Origin of the sequence: Exiguobacterium sp. 17-1 (assembly GCF_023096305.1) — a bacterium.
In the GTDB taxonomy this organism is placed as follows: Bacteria; Bacillota; Bacilli; order Exiguobacteriales; family Exiguobacteriaceae; genus Exiguobacterium_A; species Exiguobacterium_A sibiricum_A.
In genome coordinates this window covers 560442-577308 of the sequence record NZ_JALIGJ010000001.1, presented here as the reverse complement: position 1 = coordinate 577308, position 16867 = coordinate 560442, and the positions used below count along the sequence as shown (strand labels likewise).

General features: G+C 46.3%; 14 protein-coding genes and 1 other annotated feature. Of the genes, 8 read left to right on the top strand and 6 right to left on the bottom strand.

The window, feature by feature from the left end; translation table 11 throughout:
- Positions 1-101: 101 nt before the first annotated feature.
- A complete protein-coding gene (locus MUN34_RS02810; protein ID WP_247856833.1) occupies positions 102-1010 on the bottom strand; it encodes a class I SAM-dependent methyltransferase in 909 nt (302 codons plus the stop codon).
- 103 nt (positions 1011-1113) lie between these two features.
- Positions 1114-1620 (bottom strand): thiol peroxidase, encoded by a 507-nt coding sequence (gene tpx, locus MUN34_RS02805; RefSeq protein WP_152538843.1) that lies wholly within the window; start codon positions 1618-1620, stop codon positions 1114-1116.
- 164 nt (positions 1621-1784) lie between these two features.
- On the opposite strand from tpx, the gene MUN34_RS02800 reads away from it, so the two are divergent.
- Positions 1785-2600 (top strand): NAD kinase, encoded by an 816-nt coding sequence (locus MUN34_RS02800; RefSeq protein WP_026827725.1) that lies wholly within the window; start codon positions 1785-1787, stop codon positions 2598-2600.
- A gap of 34 nt (positions 2601-2634) precedes the next feature.
- Here the strand turns inward: MUN34_RS02800 and MUN34_RS02795 are convergent, their stop codons facing one another.
- Both MUN34_RS02795 and ezrA read right to left on the bottom strand, forming a co-directional pair.
- The gene (locus tag MUN34_RS02795) at positions 2635-4194 is read right to left on the bottom strand and encodes an amidohydrolase (protein ID WP_247856832.1); all 1560 of its coding nucleotides are present in this window, start codon (positions 4192-4194) and stop codon (positions 2635-2637) included.
- Between the two features lie 66 nt (positions 4195-4260).
- Positions 4261-5967 carry a septation ring formation regulator EzrA gene (ezrA, locus tag MUN34_RS02790; protein ID WP_247856831.1) on the bottom strand — a complete coding sequence of 569 codons (1707 nt, stop codon included), beginning with the start codon at positions 5965-5967 and terminating at the stop codon, positions 4261-4263.
- Between the two features lie 219 nt (positions 5968-6186).
- Here ezrA and MUN34_RS02785 point away from each other — a divergent pair, with 219 nt between their 5' ends.
- The 3 genes from MUN34_RS02785 to MUN34_RS02775 all read left to right on the top strand — a co-directional run bounded on the left by MUN34_RS02785 (position 6187) and on the right by MUN34_RS02775 (position 8143).
- Positions 6187-6672 carry a GAF domain-containing protein gene (locus tag MUN34_RS02785; protein WP_026827722.1) on the top strand — a complete coding sequence of 162 codons (486 nt, stop codon included), beginning with the start codon at positions 6187-6189 and terminating at the stop codon, positions 6670-6672.
- 226 nt (positions 6673-6898) lie between these two features.
- Positions 6899-7498, top strand: a complete 600-nt coding sequence (rpsD, locus tag MUN34_RS02780; protein ID WP_026827721.1) for a 30S ribosomal protein S4 — start codon at positions 6899-6901, stop codon at positions 7496-7498.
- Positions 7499-7615: 117 nt separating this feature from the next.
- Complete coding sequence (locus tag MUN34_RS02775) at positions 7616-8143, top strand: biotin transporter BioY (protein ID WP_026827720.1); 528 nt, start codon at positions 7616-7618, stop codon at positions 8141-8143.
- Positions 8144-8190: 47 nt separating this feature from the next.
- On the opposite strand, the gene tyrS is transcribed toward MUN34_RS02775, so the two are convergent.
- Positions 8191-9438: a tyrosine--tRNA ligase gene (gene tyrS / locus MUN34_RS02770; protein WP_247856830.1), complete on the bottom strand. Its 1248-nt coding sequence runs from the start codon at positions 9436-9438 to the stop codon at positions 8191-8193.
- 50 nt (positions 9439-9488) lie between these two features.
- Positions 9489-9690, bottom strand: a binding site (T-box leader).
- 150 nt (positions 9691-9840) lie between these two features.
- On the opposite strand from tyrS, the gene MUN34_RS02765 reads away from it, so the two are divergent.
- Positions 9841-12405: a transglycosylase domain-containing protein gene (locus tag MUN34_RS02765; protein ID WP_247856829.1), complete on the top strand. Its 2565-nt coding sequence runs from the start codon at positions 9841-9843 to the stop codon at positions 12403-12405.
- A gap of 133 nt (positions 12406-12538) precedes the next feature.
- On the opposite strand, the gene acsA is transcribed toward MUN34_RS02765, so the two are convergent.
- A complete protein-coding gene (gene acsA / locus MUN34_RS02760; protein WP_026827718.1) occupies positions 12539-14242 on the bottom strand; it encodes an acetate--CoA ligase in 1704 nt (567 codons plus the stop codon).
- Between the two features lie 146 nt (positions 14243-14388).
- On the opposite strand from acsA, the gene MUN34_RS02755 reads away from it, so the two are divergent.
- The 3 genes from MUN34_RS02755 to MUN34_RS02745 are packed head-to-tail and all read left to right on the top strand — an operon-like array spanning position 14389 to position 16855.
- Entirely contained in the window at positions 14389-15021 is a 633-nt protein-coding gene (locus tag MUN34_RS02755; RefSeq protein ID WP_026827717.1) for a GNAT family N-acetyltransferase, read from the top strand.
- A gap of 11 nt (positions 15022-15032) precedes the next feature.
- A complete protein-coding gene (locus tag MUN34_RS02750) occupies positions 15033-15665 on the top strand; it encodes an acetoin utilization AcuB family protein (protein ID WP_026827716.1) in 633 nt (210 codons plus the stop codon).
- Positions 15662-16855 (top strand): acetoin utilization protein AcuC, encoded by a 1194-nt coding sequence (locus tag MUN34_RS02745; protein WP_247856828.1) that lies wholly within the window; start codon positions 15662-15664, stop codon positions 16853-16855. Before MUN34_RS02750 ends, MUN34_RS02745 begins: the two co-directional genes overlap by 4 nt.
- Positions 16856-16867: the final 12 nt, after the last annotated feature.

Sequence of the window (16867 nt, the reverse complement as noted above, 5' to 3'; positions counted from 1 at the left end):
ATTCAAATCGATCGACATTCACATCTGTATGAGTCTTGCTCTTTTTCTGTTCTACACTAGAATAGTCAAATTAACAACAGATTTCAATCACTTTGCGTATTTCATTTTAATTCTGTGTTAATCCATTCATCAATCTGTTTCACCATTCCACCAAAAGCGCGGGCATCGGTAAAGGATGGCAACTCAGCCAATAATGCTTGTTTCGGCATCGTCATACCCGCCAGATGGTTCCTGACAATCAAATAACTTTTGGCTGCTTGTTCCTGCTTGAACATCGTCAACGGTAATTGGAGGATTCCGACGACATGGGCTTTCGTTTCGAAATATTGTTTAAGTTTGCCTTCTGTATCATGTTGAAATAATCCGTTTGGAATGACGAACACACCAAACCCACCCGGTTTAACATAGTTCATCGCTTGTTCAATCAACAAGAAGTGACTGTAACTCATCCCTTCATCCCGTTTTAAAACATAGGTTTCCGCGACTTCCTCATCCGGATAATAACCAATCGGCAAATCTGCCATCGCTAAATCGACCGGATCAAGCAAGAGCGGACGCAAGGCATCCTGATGCGTGTAGTTGACCGGATAATCGAGTAATTCCGTCACGGCTGCCGATAGTCGAATTAACGTTTCATCAACCTCAACTGCTTCGGCAACTGTATCTTTTGGAAGTTGACTGAGGACAGCATGTAACATACCACCTGTTCCACTGCCAAGATCCAGCAGACGGACATCCTCCTTCTTGATTAATTTCCCGATTAAATAACCCGCAAACAATGCAACGCTGTCCGGTGTCGGCAAGTGATTCGGTTGTGCTTGTTTCATTCCTTCAAGGATTGCGAGTGAGACGGCTTTCCGGACGGTTTCCGGTTCTACGTTTTCCGTATGCCGTTCATTCAAACGATCGATGACTTCCGTCAGACCTTCCAGGTACGGCATGTCTAAATCGTGTTCTAATTTACGTGTTTGATGTGTCAATTCTTTATATAATTTTTCTAACGATTCCATGTGTTTTCCATCCTTTCAAAACGAAACGGCCCCCGCACTTCTTGGGAGCCGTTTTTTCTCATTACCTTCATTGTAGCGGTTTTACACCGTTTGTAAACTATTCTTACTTCGTCGCTTTTGCTCCTTTAGCAGCAGCAAGCGCTGAATCAAAGTCAACTTCGTTCGTTGACTCTTCTAAATATTCCGCGTAGACGACTTTATTCGCTGCATCGATGACGAATACTGAACGAGCCAGTAAACGAAGTTCTTCGATTGCGACTCCGTACTGTGTTCCGAATGAAAGATCACGGTGATCTGACAGCGTCACGACGTTGTCGAGTCCACTCGCCGCACACCAGCGACGTTGTGCAAACGGTAAGTCGTTTGAAATCGTCAAGACCGTCACATCTTCAATCGCCGCTGCCTCTTCGTTGAATTTACGTGTTTGGGCATCACAGACACCTGTATCGATTGACGGGACGACGCTGATGATCCGGACCCCTTCATACGTATCGCGTGTCACCGGTGAAAGATCGTTTGCTAATACTTCAAAATCCGGTGCCTCTTGTCCGATTTCAACAGGTGTTCCGATTAACGTGATTGCGTTCCCTTTAAATGTTGCCATGTAAATTCCCCATTTCCCAATAGATTCATATGTCGTTTTCCATTCTACTATAAAAATGCTACCGCGATAACACAAGATTTCTGCCCGCACTTTGAGCTAGCAGTACCGGTTTTTGTCAAAGACGGGTATAATAAAAGAGTTCATGAAACGCTTTCAAGGGGGAATTGACCATGGCTCGAAACAATGTCTACCTGTATTACCGTAACAAACAAAGACACGAGACGCAGGTACGTAAACTGATTGAAGTAGGAAATCGGTATGGATTGAATGTCGTCCAGGATCACAAACAGGCTAACATCATTGTCTCCATTGGCGGAGATGGCGCCTTCCTTCAAGCAGCCCGCTTTACGGGATTCCGGGAAGATGCCATTTATGTCGGGTTTGCCGAAGGACCGAACTCATTTTATTGTGACTTCGATATCAATGATCTCTCTTCGGTTGAAGCCATCTTCAAGGAAACCGGAAGCCGTGCTTCTGAAGGCGAAATTGAAGTCCGTCGCTATCCGCTTCTCGAAGCTTCGATTAACGGTGGACCAGGCATGCTGTGTCTGAACGAATGTTCCGTTAAGTCGAGCATCATCAAGTCGCTGGCAATTGAAGTTTACATCGATGGGTTCCTGTTTGAGACATTCCGCGGGGACGGTATGGTCATCTCGACACCAACCGGTTCAACGGCTTATAACAAATCATTATCTGGGGCAATCGTTGATCCATTAATTCATTGTCTTCAAGTCAGTGAGATTGCTTCCGTCAACAACAACCGGTACCGGACACTCGGTTCGGCGTTCCTCTTGAACCGTGGTCGTAAGTTATCTTTACGCATCATCGAAGATGGTAATGACTATCCGATTATCGGGATGGACAATGAAGCGCTCAGTTTAAAACGGACGGATTCCGTCGATATTCAATTATCGGAAAAAGAACTCAAGACCGTTAAATTAACGAACAATACATTTTGGCATAAAATCCAACGCTCTTTCTTATAAAACAAAAAAACTGCCGATTGGCAGTTTTTTTGTTTTACTTCATGACTGGTGTTGCTTCAAAAACGGTTTTCCCTGCTTGAACGGTTTCAAGCAGCTGGTTGGTTAAGACAGCTTCCCCACGTAACGTATAAAAATCCTGTTCAAAGATCACGAAGTCCGCATCGTATCCCGGAAGCAACATGCCTTTTCGTCCATGTGTATCCGTCGCGATATGCGGATTTTTCGTGAACAACAGCAAGGCTTCATACATCGACAACACTTCATTCGCCTTATTGATAGTACCCGCCGTTCCAGTTGTCGCAGCATACAACGCCCGCCGGACATCCGGACTTGAAATCGGGGCATCGGACCCACCACAGAGAAGCGCCCCTGTATCAGCAAGTGATTTTAATCGATACGCCCAATCCAGCCGGTTCAAACCAAGACGGTCTTGCGCAAAATCAGCATCATCAAGCAAGAAGACCGGTTGTACATCGATCAAGACCGGCAATTTACGAATTCGTGCCAATAGTTCCGGACGTACGACGGTTGCGTGGATGATTCGGTCCCGTGTCCCTTTCGGAGCCGGATATTTTTCAAGGACGGCTACGAAACGTTCGATCGCCAAATCACCGATGACATGTGCTGCCACCGTAAAGCCGTAACTCCGGGCCCGTTTGACGAGTTGCTCGAGTTGTTCCGGCGAATGGACTTCGATGCCGCGTGTCGTCGCGTCATCTGAATATCCTCTGCCGAGCAATGCTGTCCGTCCACCGAGAGCTCCGTCAACGAACAGTTTCATCGCTCCGGTCGACAGTGTCGACGGCAGGACAGGATTCATCTGAATAAGCTGATCGATAACTAAATGATGAACAAGCAAATGGGCATGGAATCCCGTTTCTTCCGTCACTTCACTGTACGCTTGCAAGACTTCGGCTAAATCGCCGTGATAGGCCAAATCTTCCGTATGGGCGGCAACGATCCCATGACGGTGCAAATCTTTAATGGCTGACCGCAATGAGGATTTATTCCGCTCGACTGATCCCGACTGTAACGCATACAACGGTTCAATCGCCGCATCATAAAGGAATCCGTCCGCTTCTCCCGATTCGAGCAATCCGATTTTCCCGCCTTCGACGACGGTTGACGCTTTGTACCCCAATTGTTTGAACAAAACATCATTAACGAGTACGGTATGCCGATCCGTCCGCTTCAATAAAGCCGGTTCTGTCGGGAAAAGCTGATTTAACCACGCTTTCGTCGGTGCCCGGTCAAGCTTCGTTTCATCGTATCCTTCCGCCACATGTAGCCCATTGATGGCTTCTGCCTCAGTAAACGCTTTTCCCAATTCCGCTAACGTCGTATAACGCGACGCATCAACCCGCCCGATGGCTTCGCCGTATCCGATCAAATGAATATGAGCGTCGGTGAAAGCCGGATAAACGGCTTTCCCGTTTAAATCAACGATTGACTGAATCCGTCTTCCAAACCGCCGGCGTAACTTACCCTCTTCGCCCATTGCAATGATCCGTTCTCCTTCAATGAACATCGCCGAATGAATATCTGTTTCGTGCGTCATTGTTCGAATGATTCCGTTTACGTACAGTTTCCCCATCTCAATCGCTCCCTTTTTTACAAAAACAGGGTGACCTGGACGGCCACCCTGAATTGTCAGTGATGATTATGCATGCATCGTTTCCGGTTGACCACATGCTTTTCGAATACGTTCGATCGAGTCAGGCTCAAACTGTTCCAGCACTTGTTCACCTAACGTGATCGTCCGTTCATAGTCTCCGGCCAGGAACTTCGTCTCAGCAATCGTCAACGACATATGTATCTCATTATCCTGTCGGCGGAATCGATTTGCGTATTGAACGAGTCGTTCTGCATAAGTGACTTCGAATACTACTTTATCTATCCGTTCTTGCAATGTTTTAAACGTCCCGTTGACATCTTCACTCTGGGAAACGATGTAATGAACGTTAAACGGTAACTCTTCCAACCGCGTCTCAAGCATCTGTAATGAACGACTTGATGCCTGTAAGGCTTCTTCGACGTCTGCCGGAATTTTAGGAAGACCAAGTCGTTTTAAGCGCAAGCGGATGGCCGATAACAGTTGTCGCCATTCGGCAACACGTTGACGGACTTCTGTTTCTTCCTTCCGTAACGCCTGCAACTCAACGGCGAATCGTTCATATTGAATCATCAACTGTTCTTCCAGGCGAACAGCATCCCGCATTTGATCTTCGAGCATACTGAAGGGAATGATCCGGCTCGCGATGGATTCATCCAAATCCTTCGCGGCTCCAAACAACATTTCTTCATCGCGTTGAATCGATTCGTAATGTTCACCCAAATCTGCTGAAATCTCATAATTTTCCCGCAGCATACTGAACTCCTGTGCCAATTGATGAACCTTTTCACGCATCCGTAATGCTTTTTGCTTCAACGATTGATTTTCTTTTTTCACATGGTGCCGGGCATCGACTTCACGGCGGAACGTATCGTACATTTGGTCGATGTCTGAAGCGAGCTGTTGCACCTGCTCTTCAAGTCCGGTAATTTCAAGGAATTCGAGCTTCTTGACGAGACTCAAGCGTTGTTCTTCAAATCGCTTAATGTCGGATTGCATGCCGAGTGGTTCAAGCGGATACCCATCCAGTGTCATCTCTTTATAACCAGCTCCGAGCTGGTCAATCCGCTGTCTGAGTTCATGAGCGAGCGTCTTCCACTGCTGTGGAATCACTTCGACGAGTTGACGTGTTTCTTCTACTTTTGTTTCAAGTAACAAACTTGTCTCATAGGCTTTCGTCACTTCACCCGCTTCTTCAAAGGCAACCATCTCAATCCGCAACTGGTCAATCTGTTCCGCCTGTTCTTCCAATTTAGGTAACGCAGGTCCGAATGACGTCGCCTGCAACAATAACGATTTACGAATTTGACTGGAGTTTGTTTCGCCTTGTGCCTTAAGCTCCGCCAAGACCGATTGATTTGTCTTGAACGTCGACATGTCTACCAGCATCTCATCAATTAATCCTTCGAGTTCGGCAATTAATTGTTCTGTTACTTCCAGATCATTTTTAACCGCAACAAACCGGTAACGATCCAGCCCTTCTTCCGCTCGATATAATGTCTCATCGATTTGTGCGACGTGGACTGTCACTAATTCCTCCCATGCCTGATGCCAGGAAGTGAATTTCGTCTCCGTCTCACCCGCCATTGGGAGTTCCTTCAGTTCTTGCAACTCCTTCGGAATCGACGCGCTGATGATTCCTTGTTTCCGAAGATCAAGTTCATCGATTTTCGTATAATATTTTTTCCGACTGATCATGCTAAACAGCATGACGAGTAATACGATGACGATGACACCAATCACCCATGCCCACATTTGCTACGACCTCCACCCTATCAAGCGACTTTATATTTTGAGAAATTCGCTTTAATCTTATCCTTATAATAGTATAGCGCAACCGATTTGCATAGATTTACTCGGGCTTTTACTAATTTCTTCCGAATTTTTAACCGGGTTTCTTGAAATCAATTGTTTGTCAGTCGTGTGAAAACCCGATAAGATGATTAAAATATGATTTTTCAGGAGGAATTCTACATGTTTGAGACAACGACTTATGATGGTGACCGGACAAAACAATACGAGATGCTGAATAAACAGCTTGATGCGTTACTGACTGGGGAAACCAATCAGATTGCCAACCTTTCGAATGCAAGTGCATTACTCGGTCAATTTCTCGACCGGACGAACTGGGTCGGGTTCTATTTAATGGATCCGGAACAAAACGAATTAGTCCTCGGTCCATTCCAAGGGTTGCCGGCGTGTGTCCGGATTCCGCTCGGACGAGGAGTTTGCGGAACAGCAGCTCAGGATCAAACAACACAGCTCGTAATGGATGTTCATGCATTCCCAGGGCATATCGCCTGTGACGCGGCAACTAATTCGGAAATCGTCGTGCCGTTGATCAAAAACGGAAAAACGATTGGTGTCCTCGACATCGACAGTCCGGAACTCAATCGGTTCGACGAGACAGACCAAGCCGGTCTCGAAGCGTTCACCGAAATTCTTCTTCGCCATATTTGATTGACAGCAGGAATCAGCAGACGTATACTTGTAAAAGTGCAGAAATGATAACGATAGCGGTCAAATCGCTTACGTATCACATTTTATGACTCGGTTTTTGCCGGAGGGGCATCGTGTAACTTTGCTATCAAGCGAGGGTGCCACATCATGAAATGGGCGTAACGTGGGTTTGATGGCGTTATTATTTTTATGCAAATAATAACGAACACTAAGGAGGAGTCTTATTATGGCTCGCTATACAGGTCCAGCTTGGAAACTTTCACGTCGTCTCGGTATCTCACTTACTGAAACAGGAAAAGAAATCGCAAAACGTCCGTACGCTCCAGGACAACACGGTAACAGCCGTCGCAAAATGTCTGAGTACGGTCTTCAACTTCAAGCGAAGCAAACGCTTCGTCACATGTACGGAGTAAACGAACGCCAATTCAACCGTATCTTCAACGATGCTGGCAAAATGCCTGGTATCCACGGTGAGAACTTCATGTTCTTACTTGAAGCACGTCTTGACAACGTCGTTTACCGTATGGGTATGGCTCGTACACGTCGTGCTGCTCGTCAGCTCGTCAACCACGGTCACATCCAAGTTGAAGGTGCTCGCGTCGACATCCCGTCGTTCCGCGTGAAACCAGGTCAAACGATCTCAGTTCGCGAAAAATCGAAGAACTTTGTCGTTATCAAAGAAGCACTCGAAGTTGCTCCAGCAACTAAAGACTTCGTTACTTTTGATGCTGAGAAGCTCGAAGGAACGTTCGTCCGTCTTCCAGAGCGTTCTGAATTGAACGATCAAATCCAAGAACAACTCGTTGTTGAGTACTACTCACGTTAATCAGTTGTTTCAAGCATCCACTCCGGTGGGTGCTTTTTTTATGTTTCCCTTTTTCACGTTATGTGTTAACCTTTATTTTATATTGGTTAACACATAATGAAGAGGACGTGTCATAACATGAAAACAAAAGATCTTACATTTATCGCTTTAGGTGCTGCCATCATTTCTGCGGTCAGTCTGTTGCCGCAACTTCAACTCGTCGGACCTGTTCCGATCACACTTCAAATGCTCGCCATCATGACGGTTAGTGCCATTCTCGGTGCCAAACGCGGTGGACTGGCTGTCCTGATTTTCTTACTGCTTGCCGCTGCCGGACTTCCTTTACTTGGTGGAAAAGGAGGCTTGGCTCCGTTTGTTGGTCCGACCGCCGGTTATCTGATTGCCTTCCCGATTGCTGGTTTCTTCATCGGTCTCGTCGCTGAAAAGACCCGTCGTTTCGTTCCGCTGTTCATCGGGATGCTCGTATTTGGGCTCGGGCTCGTCTATCTGCTCGGCACATTCGGTTTAATGGCCGTCTTGCATCTATCATTCCTCGATGCCCTGACGATCAATATTCCGTTTATTCTCGGAGATGTCCTAAAAGCGTTGCTCGCAACAACGATTGCCGTTCGTCTGCTTCCCCTTCGCTTGTTCCGTGTCGCTTAAACCAAAAACAACGCTGACGAAATCGTCAGCGTTGTTTTTTATTCACTTCAAGCGTGCTCGAGCACAAAGTATTTCTTTTTCCCACGACGGATGATTGTGAAATCACCAATCGCATCCTGGCGTGTAATCTCTTTCGTTAACTCTTGTTCCCGTTCTCCATTGATGTAAATCGCACCGTTCGTCACATCTTCACGGGCTTGACGTTTTGACGGGCTGATTTTGGCTTCGACAAGGATATCGACCAAATTCGTTGCCTCTCCCAATGTAAAGCGTGGCATTCCTTTAAAAGCATCGGCAATATCTTCCGCTTTCAATGATTTGATTTCCCCGCTGAAAAGTGCCTTTGTAATTCGCTCTGATTGTTCGAGTGCCTCTTCGCCATGAACGAGAACTGTCATCTCTTCTGCCAACCGGCGTTGCGCGACTCGTTTTTCAGGTGCCGTCTCGACTTCCCGTTGAAGAGCGTTGATTTCGTCAGGTGTCAGGAACGTAAAGTATTTCAAGAACTTGATGACATCAAGATCGTCGACGTTAAACCAGAACTGGTAAAACTCGTACGGCGTCGTTTTATCAGCATCGAGCCAAACTGCTCCACCGGCCGTTTTCCCGAATTTTTGACCATCGGATTTCGTGACGAGCGGCACTGTAATCCCGAAAGCTTTTTGATCGTGACCGACGCGGCGGATTAATTCCATTCCCGCCGTGATGTTCCCCCACTGGTCACTTCCGCCGACCTGCAGACGGCACCCTTCATTTTCGTACAGCTTCAAGAAATCAAACGATTGAAGCAACATGTAAGAAAACTCTGTGAACGAAATCCCGTTTTGGAGGCGTGAGTCCACTGAATCTTTCGCCAACATGTAGCTGATCGGGAAATGTTTTCCGATGTCGCGCAAGAAATCAATGATCGTCAAATCCTTTGTCCAGTCGAGATTGTTCGCAATCGTGACCGGATTTTCACCATCAAGCGGTAAAAAGCGTGACAATTGCCCTTTAATCCGGTTCGCGAATTCTTCGACGATATCCGATGTGTTCAAAGAGCGTTCTGTCGAGCGGCCACTCGGGTCACCAATCATCCCAGTTGCTCCTCCGACTAAACCAATCGCATGATGCCCTGCTTGTTGGAATCGCTTTAACACAAGAATCGGCAATAAATGTCCGATGTGGAGTGAATCTGCCGTTGGGTCAAAACCTGTGTAAAGCGTCGTCGGGCTAGCAAGTAATTCCTTAATTCCTTCTTCGTCCGTCATTTGGCTGATCAATCCGCGAAACTCTAAATCTTCAAGTAACGTCATCTGTCTTCCCCCTAAAAATAGTCTAAAAAAAAACCGTCCCCTCGTCTGAACGAAGGGACGGAATATTCCGTGGTACCACCCTAATTGCATGAATTTCATGCCACTTAGATTGCTGATAACGGGGCAATCCGCTTGATTTCTCAAGAAGCTCCTGGAAGCGTAATTCATGAAGCGCTATGTCCTAGTTCGCAGCACCACTAGGTCTCTGATACAGGGAGCGGTTCATTACTTTTTTCCAATCACAGCTGATTCTACTATACATTTGATGAAGATGTTTCCATGATACGTTGAAGCAGAATCGACTGTCAAGCCATTTTCTAATACTTCAATTATGGTATAATACGTCTATCTGTGATTTAATGTTAATTTACACCCAAGTTTAAGATGTAAAGGAGATCATTTATGCGCGAGAACTGGTTCAAGTTTTGGAATCACCCCCGGACGAAAGCCGTTCGGCACTGGTCAAATATCACATACGACGTATCTTGGAATATCATTTTATTCCTCATTATAGGGGTCTTGTTGGTCGGTAGTTTTTCTGTCGGGGCAGCAGGCGGCTATTTTGCTTCGCTCGTCAAAGATACAAAAGCACCGAAACTGGCAGAAATGAAGCAGCAAGTAAACAGTTATGCCATTACGAGTGAAATTTATTGGGGGAGTGGCGAGAAGCTGACTAATATTGCGACGGACGAAGAACGTCAACCCGTTAATATTAAAGAAATTTCCCCTTATTTACTCGATGCCGTGTTATCGACAGAGGACGTTGATTTTTATGAACATGATGGTATTGTTCCAAAAGCAACGCTACGCGCCGTTCTTCAAGAACTGACGAATTCTTCGTCACGTACAGGCGGAAGTACCTTAACACAACAGCTGATTAAAAATCAGATTCTGACGAATGAAGTCTCGTTTGAACGGAAGGCTAAAGAAATCATTCTGGCTCTGCGTCTTGAAAATGCGATGACCAAAGACGAAATTCTTCAAGCTTATCTGAACGTCGTGTCGTTCGGACGAAATTCACTCGGACGAAATATCGCCGGAATCGAAGCTGCGTCACGTGGTGTCTTTAACAAACCTGCCAAAAAACTGACGTTACCACAAGCTGCTTTCCTCGCCGGTATTCCAAAAAACCCTTACTATTACACACCTTACCTTCAAGGTGGAATAGTCAAAAAGGATTTGACACCGAGTACCAATCGTATGAAAACGGTCTTAAAGCGAATGTATGTCGCGAAAAGTATTACAAAAGCACAATATGAAAAAGCTGTAAAATACGATATTACAAAAGATTTTACCAAAACATCGAAACGTTCCCGTGATACGTATCCGTACGTCTATGATTTAGCTGAAAAAGAAGCACTTAAAATCATGACGAGCTATTTCATGAAACAGGACGGGATCAAAGAGGATGAAGTCAAACCTTCTGAACTTGCCGAAGTCAAAGCCAACTACCGCGACCAAGCATTGATCGCGATGCGACAAGGTGGATATAAAATCTATTTGACGCTGGACAAAAAGATTCACGAAGCAATGCAGACACCGGCTAAAAATGCGGCTAACTTCCCGAGTGCACCGCAGTATAAGCAAGTCGTCAATCCAAAAACGAAAAAGACAGTCACGAAAAAAGATCCAGAAGAAACCGCTGCTGTCATGGTTCAAAATGAAACAGGTCGGATTTTAGGATTTGTTGGCGGGCGTTATACGGATGGAACAGCGGATGATTTCAACCGCGCCTTCCAGGCGAAACGTCAAATCGGTTCGACCGCTAAACCAATTCTTGTTTATTCAAACGGTATTGAAAATGGATTAATTACACCGGCATCGACTATTAATGACGAAGAATATTACTATCAAACAGTTCCGCGTCAACCCGGTGATAATCCGATCAACAATGAAGGCGGACGTTACCGCGGAAACGTCACTGTCCGTGAAGCATTGGAACTGTCTCTCAACGTTCCTGCCGTTAAGACGTACGAGAAGATGAACATGTCGAATTCAATTCAAAAATTAGTCGATATGGGAATTGAAATTCCCGATAATATCCGCTACGCTCCATCTGCCGCTTTAGGAACGATGGAAATCACACCGGTCGAACTCGCCGGTGCTTATGCAACGCTTGCCAACTATGGTGAATACGTCAAACCGTATGTCATTTCGAAGATTACGAAAGACGGCAAAAACATCTATAAAGCAAAATCAAAGAAAAAGCGTATCTATCAAGATCGTACCGCTTATTTGACGCTCGATATGATGCGAGGTGTCTTTGATAAAGGAACGGCGCAATATGCCAATTCATTACTCAAGGCACCTGGTGATTGGGCAGGTAAAACCGGGACGACGAATGAAATCAAAGACTCATATCTTGTCGGTTCAACACCTGGTGTCACGCTTGCCGTCTGGACCGGACATGACCAAAACAACTCCTTGATGGGTGCGACGACGTACTATCAACGGACACAAAATCTTTGGGCTCAAATGGCGAATCTGACATATAACGCAAACAGCAGTTACTTCAAGTCAGGTGCCCGATTCAATCAGCCAGCCTCTGTCAGTGCAGACGACTTCAAAAATACCGGTCGTTTCAAAGAGGAAGATCAAAAGAAAAAAGAAGCGGAAGCGAAGAAAAAAGCGGAAGCGGAAAAGAAAAAGCAAGCCGAACAAGATCGAAAGAAAAAAGAAGCAGAAGCGAAAGCCGATGCGGATGCCAAACAAAAAGCAGACGATACGAAAGCCAAAGCCGATGCGGATGCCCAACGCAAAGCGGACGAGGCGAAAGCCAAAGCCGATGCGGATACCCAACGCAAAGCGGACGAGGCGAAAGCTAAAGCCGATGCGGATGCCAAACGCAAAGCGGACGAGGCAAAAGCTAAAGCCGATGCGGATGCCAAGCGTAAAGCGGACGAGGCAAAAGCCAAAGCCGATGCGGATGCCAAGCGTAAAGCAGACGCTAAAAAGAACGCTGATTAATCTAAATTCCGTCACTAAAACATCGACTCTACAGAAAGAGTCGGTGTTTTTTTAGCGTTCCGTTCAAAACCAAAAACAGATCACCTACTTCCGATGTTTCCGGAAATAAGTGGTCTGTTTTTGTAAGATAAACTTAGTCTTCCATCGTCGAAAGATCTCCAGCTTCGAGATTCAATTCCCAAGCCTTTAAGACACGACGCATGATTTTACCACTGCGTGTTTTCGGCAGTTTGTCGCGGAAGTCGATTTCACGCGGAGCCGCATGAGCTGCCAGCCCCTCTTTGACGAATTTTTGGATTTCTTGTTTGAGTTCTTCTGTCGGCTCATAACCATCTCTTAATGAGATGAAGGCTTTAATGATTTCACCACGAACCGGATCCGGTTTCCCGATGACACCCGCTTCTGCAACAGCCGGATGTTCAACCAAGCGGCTTTCTACTTCGAACGGTCCAACACGTTCTCCGGCAGTCATGATGACATCATCGACACGACCCTGGAACCAAAAGTATCCTTCATCATCCATATAAGCTGAATCGCCGGATACATACCATCCTTTGAAGAAATACGACTCGTATTTTTGTGGATTGTTCCAAATTTGCCGCATCATCGATGGCCATGGTGTTTTTAACGCTAAATTCCCCATCCGGAAAGGAGGTAACTCGTTTCCTTGATCATCTACAATCGCCGCTTTCGTTCCCGGAATCGGTTTCCCCATCGATCCTGGTTTGATGTCCATTGATTTGTAGTTACAGATCATCATTGCACCGGTCTCAGTCATCCACCACGTATCATGAATACGTTGATCGAAAGCTTCTTTACCCCACCGGATGACTTCCGGATTCAGTGGTTCCCCGACCGAAAGGACATGCCGTAAACTGGACAAATCATGTGTATTCGCGACTTCCGCACCAGCACCCATCAACATCCGAAAAGCAGTTGGTGCACTGTACCACACTGTTACTTTATATTTTTCGATGATACTGTACCAGAAGTCCGGATTAAAACGACCGCCCACAACGACATTTGTCGCACCGTTCAAGAAAGGTGCAAAGATACCGTAGCTCGTCCCCGTGACCCACCCTGGATCAGCAGTACACCAATAAACATCTTCTTCTTGTAAATCGAGTACCCATCGCCCTGTCATCATATGTTGAATCATTGCATTCTGGACATGCAAAACGCCTTTCGGTTTCCCGGTCGAACCCGATGTATAATGAAGAATCAAACCGTCTTCCCGGTCAAGCCAAACCGGCTCAAACGATTCAGACGCTTGACTAAAAGCCAGTCGGAAATCTTTAATTTTATCCTTTTCCTCGACGGCGTCATCGACTAGCAAAATCTGTTCAAGTGATGTCAGTTCATCAACAGGAACCCGCGGTAATAAAGCTTTTGTCGTAATCAGCATTTTTGCTTCCGAATCCAGTAAGCGATCCCGGACTGCTTGTTCCATGAATGCTTCAAATAGCGGACCGACGATTGCACCAACCTTCAAAGCACCGAGTAAGGCAAAATACAATTCCGGAGAACGTGGCATGAAAATGAAAATTCGATCTCCTGCTTCGACGCCTGCTTCTTTCAGGACGTTGGCCGCTTTATTTGTCATTCGTTTCATATCGGCATACGTAAATGTTTGTTCTGTTGTCCCGTCGAAATAAATCAGTGCCGTCTTATTGGCACGTTCACCTTCAGCATGACGATCGATTGCTTCGTAGGCCATATTGACTTTCCCCGTCGTCGACCACGAAAAATATTGTTCCGCTTCTTGCCAATCATATGAATCTGAACCATCATATTCGGATAACCAATGCTTCCCCGGAAGCGCTTTCAAAACTTTCATGTCTCGTTCCTCCCCTTCGCTGTTCTCTCCTACATTATAAGCTAGTTATCGTGTAGTTCAATCCATTTGCCGCCAATTTGTTAAAAAATCCCTCTCTTTCTTTCTCTGCTTTCGATTATAATGAACAGGAAGGTGGTGACGCTTACATGTTTGAAAAACAATTCAATCATCGTACTCATGAAACATCGCTTGGTCCAGTGGAAATTGAAGGGCCGGTCACAAGCCAGGTACTTGCTACTTATACACTTGATCCAGGGCTAACAGCTTTTCGACAACCCGCGGAACAGCTTGAAGCACTCGTTGAAATCGCTGCTTTGGAAGAAGGACGTATCATCATCGCACGACAAGGAAATGACATCATCGGCTATGTAACCTTTCTATATCCCGACCCTTATGAGACATGGAGCGAGGGGAACAATCCGTATATTCTAGAGCTCGGCGCCATCGAAGTAGCCGCCCGTTTTCGTGGGCAGCAAATCGGTAAAAAGCTTCTCGAAGTTTCGATGCTTGACCCAGCGATGGAACAGTATTTAATTTTAACGACAGAATATTATTGGCATTGGGATTTAAAAGGAAGTGGTTTATCCGTTTGGGACTATCGTAAAATCATGGAAAAAATGATGAACCACGGTGGTCTGGTCTTTTTCCCGACGGATGATCCAGAAATCGCCTCGCATCCTGCCAATTGTTTGATGGCACGGATCGGTAAACATGTCGCACCTGAAGTCGTTGCGCATTTTGATGCGTTACGGCTCCGTCGTCGCTTCATGTACGATTAAGGAGGGCTCGCATGTTAATCGAACAAATCATGAAGACACATTGTATTACTATTCAACCTACAAACTCGATTGCTCATGCCGCTGAGTTGATGCGCCGTCACCAGATTCGTCACCTGCCTGTGACGAATGCCCGACAGGAACTGCTAGGCTTGATTGGTCTGCGGGAGATGCAAAGTGCAAGCAGCGTCTTTCACCCGGAAACCTTTTTAAATGATCAGCAAAATGCCGTTTCTAGCATCATGCAACGAACACCAATTACGGCTCATCCGCTTGACTTCATCGAAGATGCGGCCGTCTTGTTTTACGAACACCGTCTCTCCTGTCTTCCGATTGTTCGGGGACGTCGCTTGGTCGGTCTAATAACAGAAACGGATTTGTTGCGGACCTTCGTCCAATTGACCGGCGCACTCGAACCGAGTTCACAAATCGAAGTCCGCGTCGAAAACACGGCAGGAACGCTTGCTAAAATCGCCGGACTCCTGGCGAAAACAAACGTTAACATCTTAAATGTCTTAGTCTATCCGACAAACGACCCGTACGTCCGAATCGTCGCTTTTCGTGTCCAAACGATGAATCCAATTCGTGTCATCGAAAAATTACGAAAGGAAGGATTTGACGTGGTCGGTCCTGATATGAGCCGATGAAAGAGTTTGCTTATCTTTATAGCAAAGAAGAGGCCGCCTACCGGTTCTCCGACTCCCATCCGTTTAATCCTATCCGTCTCGAATTAACACTGTCCTTATTGGAAGCAACCGGTGCTCTCGAGAATGTCGACTGCATCGCCCCCCGTCCGGCAACAGACGAGGAATTATCGTTGATTCATGATCCGGATTACATACAGGCGGTGAAACTCGCAGGACACGGCGAACTCTCTCCAATGAAGGCTCAAATGTACGGATTAGGAACCGAAGACACGCCACTTTTTGATCAGATGCATGAGAGTGCGGCCTTACTTGTCGGCGGAACAATCGAAGCCTGTGAACTGGTCCTGTCCGGTCAATACCGGCGAACGTTTCATATCGGAGGAGGTCTGCATCATGGCTTCCGGGGACGGGCTTCCGGCTTTTGTATCTACAACGATACTGCCGTCGCGATGGCAGCTATGATTCAAAAATATAACTGTCGGATTTTATATGTTGATACCGATGCCCATCATGGCGATGGGGTTCAGTGGGCTTTTTACAATCGGGCGGATGTCATGACGTTGTCGCTTCACGAAACCGGACGTTATTTGTTTCCCGGAACCGGAATGGTGACGGAGCGTGGCGCAGAGGAAGGGTATGGATGGAGCTGGAACGTTCCCTTTGACGCCTTTACGGAAGATGCTTCTTTTTTACATGCCTACCGGACAGTCTTGTTTGAAGCGTGCGAACTCTTTAAACCGGATTTGATCATTACTCAAAATGGCGCGGATGCACATGCACTTGATCCCTTGACCCATCTGTCGTTAACGATGGAGAGCTACGAACAGATTCCACAAATCGCTGTTGAGGCTGCTGACCGGTACACAGGCGGCCGGATTGTAGCTTTAGGTGGTGGCGGTTATGACTGGTACCGTGTCGTCCCCCGCGCCTGGAGTCAAGTATTTGCCGCTTTGACAAATAAATCTCCTTTTCGGGGAAACCTTCCGGAAGAATGGATTAAGCGATGGCAGAAAGAAAGTCCAACCGTTCCAATGACGTGGGCCGACCCTGTTCCGCTTTACCCGATGATTCCTCGCCGGCCGGAAATTGAAGAAAAAAACTGGGAGACTGTCAAACGATTACTGTGGCCGTTTGTCGACGATTCTAAAAAAGAACACTTATCGTTCTCCTCGCCTTATTCAAACGATTGAAAATGTCTTGTT

Bases quoted from the DNA above. Each gene is read 5' to 3' on its own strand.
- MUN34_RS02810 (WP_247856833.1), bottom strand. From the start codon at position 1,010: ATGGAATCGTTAGAAAAATTATATAAAGAATTGACACATCAAACACGT.
- MUN34_RS02800 (WP_026827725.1), top strand. From the start codon at position 1,785: ATGGCTCGAAACAATGTCTACCTGTATTACCGTAACAAACAAAGACAC.
- MUN34_RS02795 (WP_247856832.1), bottom strand. From the start codon at position 4,194: ATGGGGAAACTGTACGTAAACGGAATCATTCGAACAATGACGCACGAA.
- ezrA (WP_247856831.1), bottom strand. From the start codon at position 5,967: ATGTGGGCATGGGTGATTGGTGTCATCGTCATCGTATTACTCGTCATG.
- MUN34_RS02785 (WP_026827722.1), top strand. From the start codon at position 6,187: ATGTTTGAGACAACGACTTATGATGGTGACCGGACAAAACAATACGAG.
- rpsD (WP_026827721.1), top strand. From the start codon at position 6,899: ATGGCTCGCTATACAGGTCCAGCTTGGAAACTTTCACGTCGTCTCGGT.
- MUN34_RS02775 (WP_026827720.1), top strand. From the start codon at position 7,616: ATGAAAACAAAAGATCTTACATTTATCGCTTTAGGTGCTGCCATCATT.
- tyrS (WP_247856830.1), bottom strand. From the start codon at position 9,438: ATGACGTTACTTGAAGATTTAGAGTTTCGCGGATTGATCAGCCAAATG.
- MUN34_RS02765 (WP_247856829.1), top strand. From the start codon at position 9,841: ATGCGCGAGAACTGGTTCAAGTTTTGGAATCACCCCCGGACGAAAGCC.
- acsA (WP_026827718.1), bottom strand. From the start codon at position 14,242: ATGAAAGTTTTGAAAGCGCTTCCGGGGAAGCATTGGTTATCCGAATAT.
- MUN34_RS02755 (WP_026827717.1), top strand. From the start codon at position 14,389: ATGTTTGAAAAACAATTCAATCATCGTACTCATGAAACATCGCTTGGT.
- MUN34_RS02750 (WP_026827716.1), top strand. From the start codon at position 15,033: ATGTTAATCGAACAAATCATGAAGACACATTGTATTACTATTCAACCT.
- MUN34_RS02745 (WP_247856828.1), top strand. From the start codon at position 15,662: ATGAAAGAGTTTGCTTATCTTTATAGCAAAGAAGAGGCCGCCTACCGG.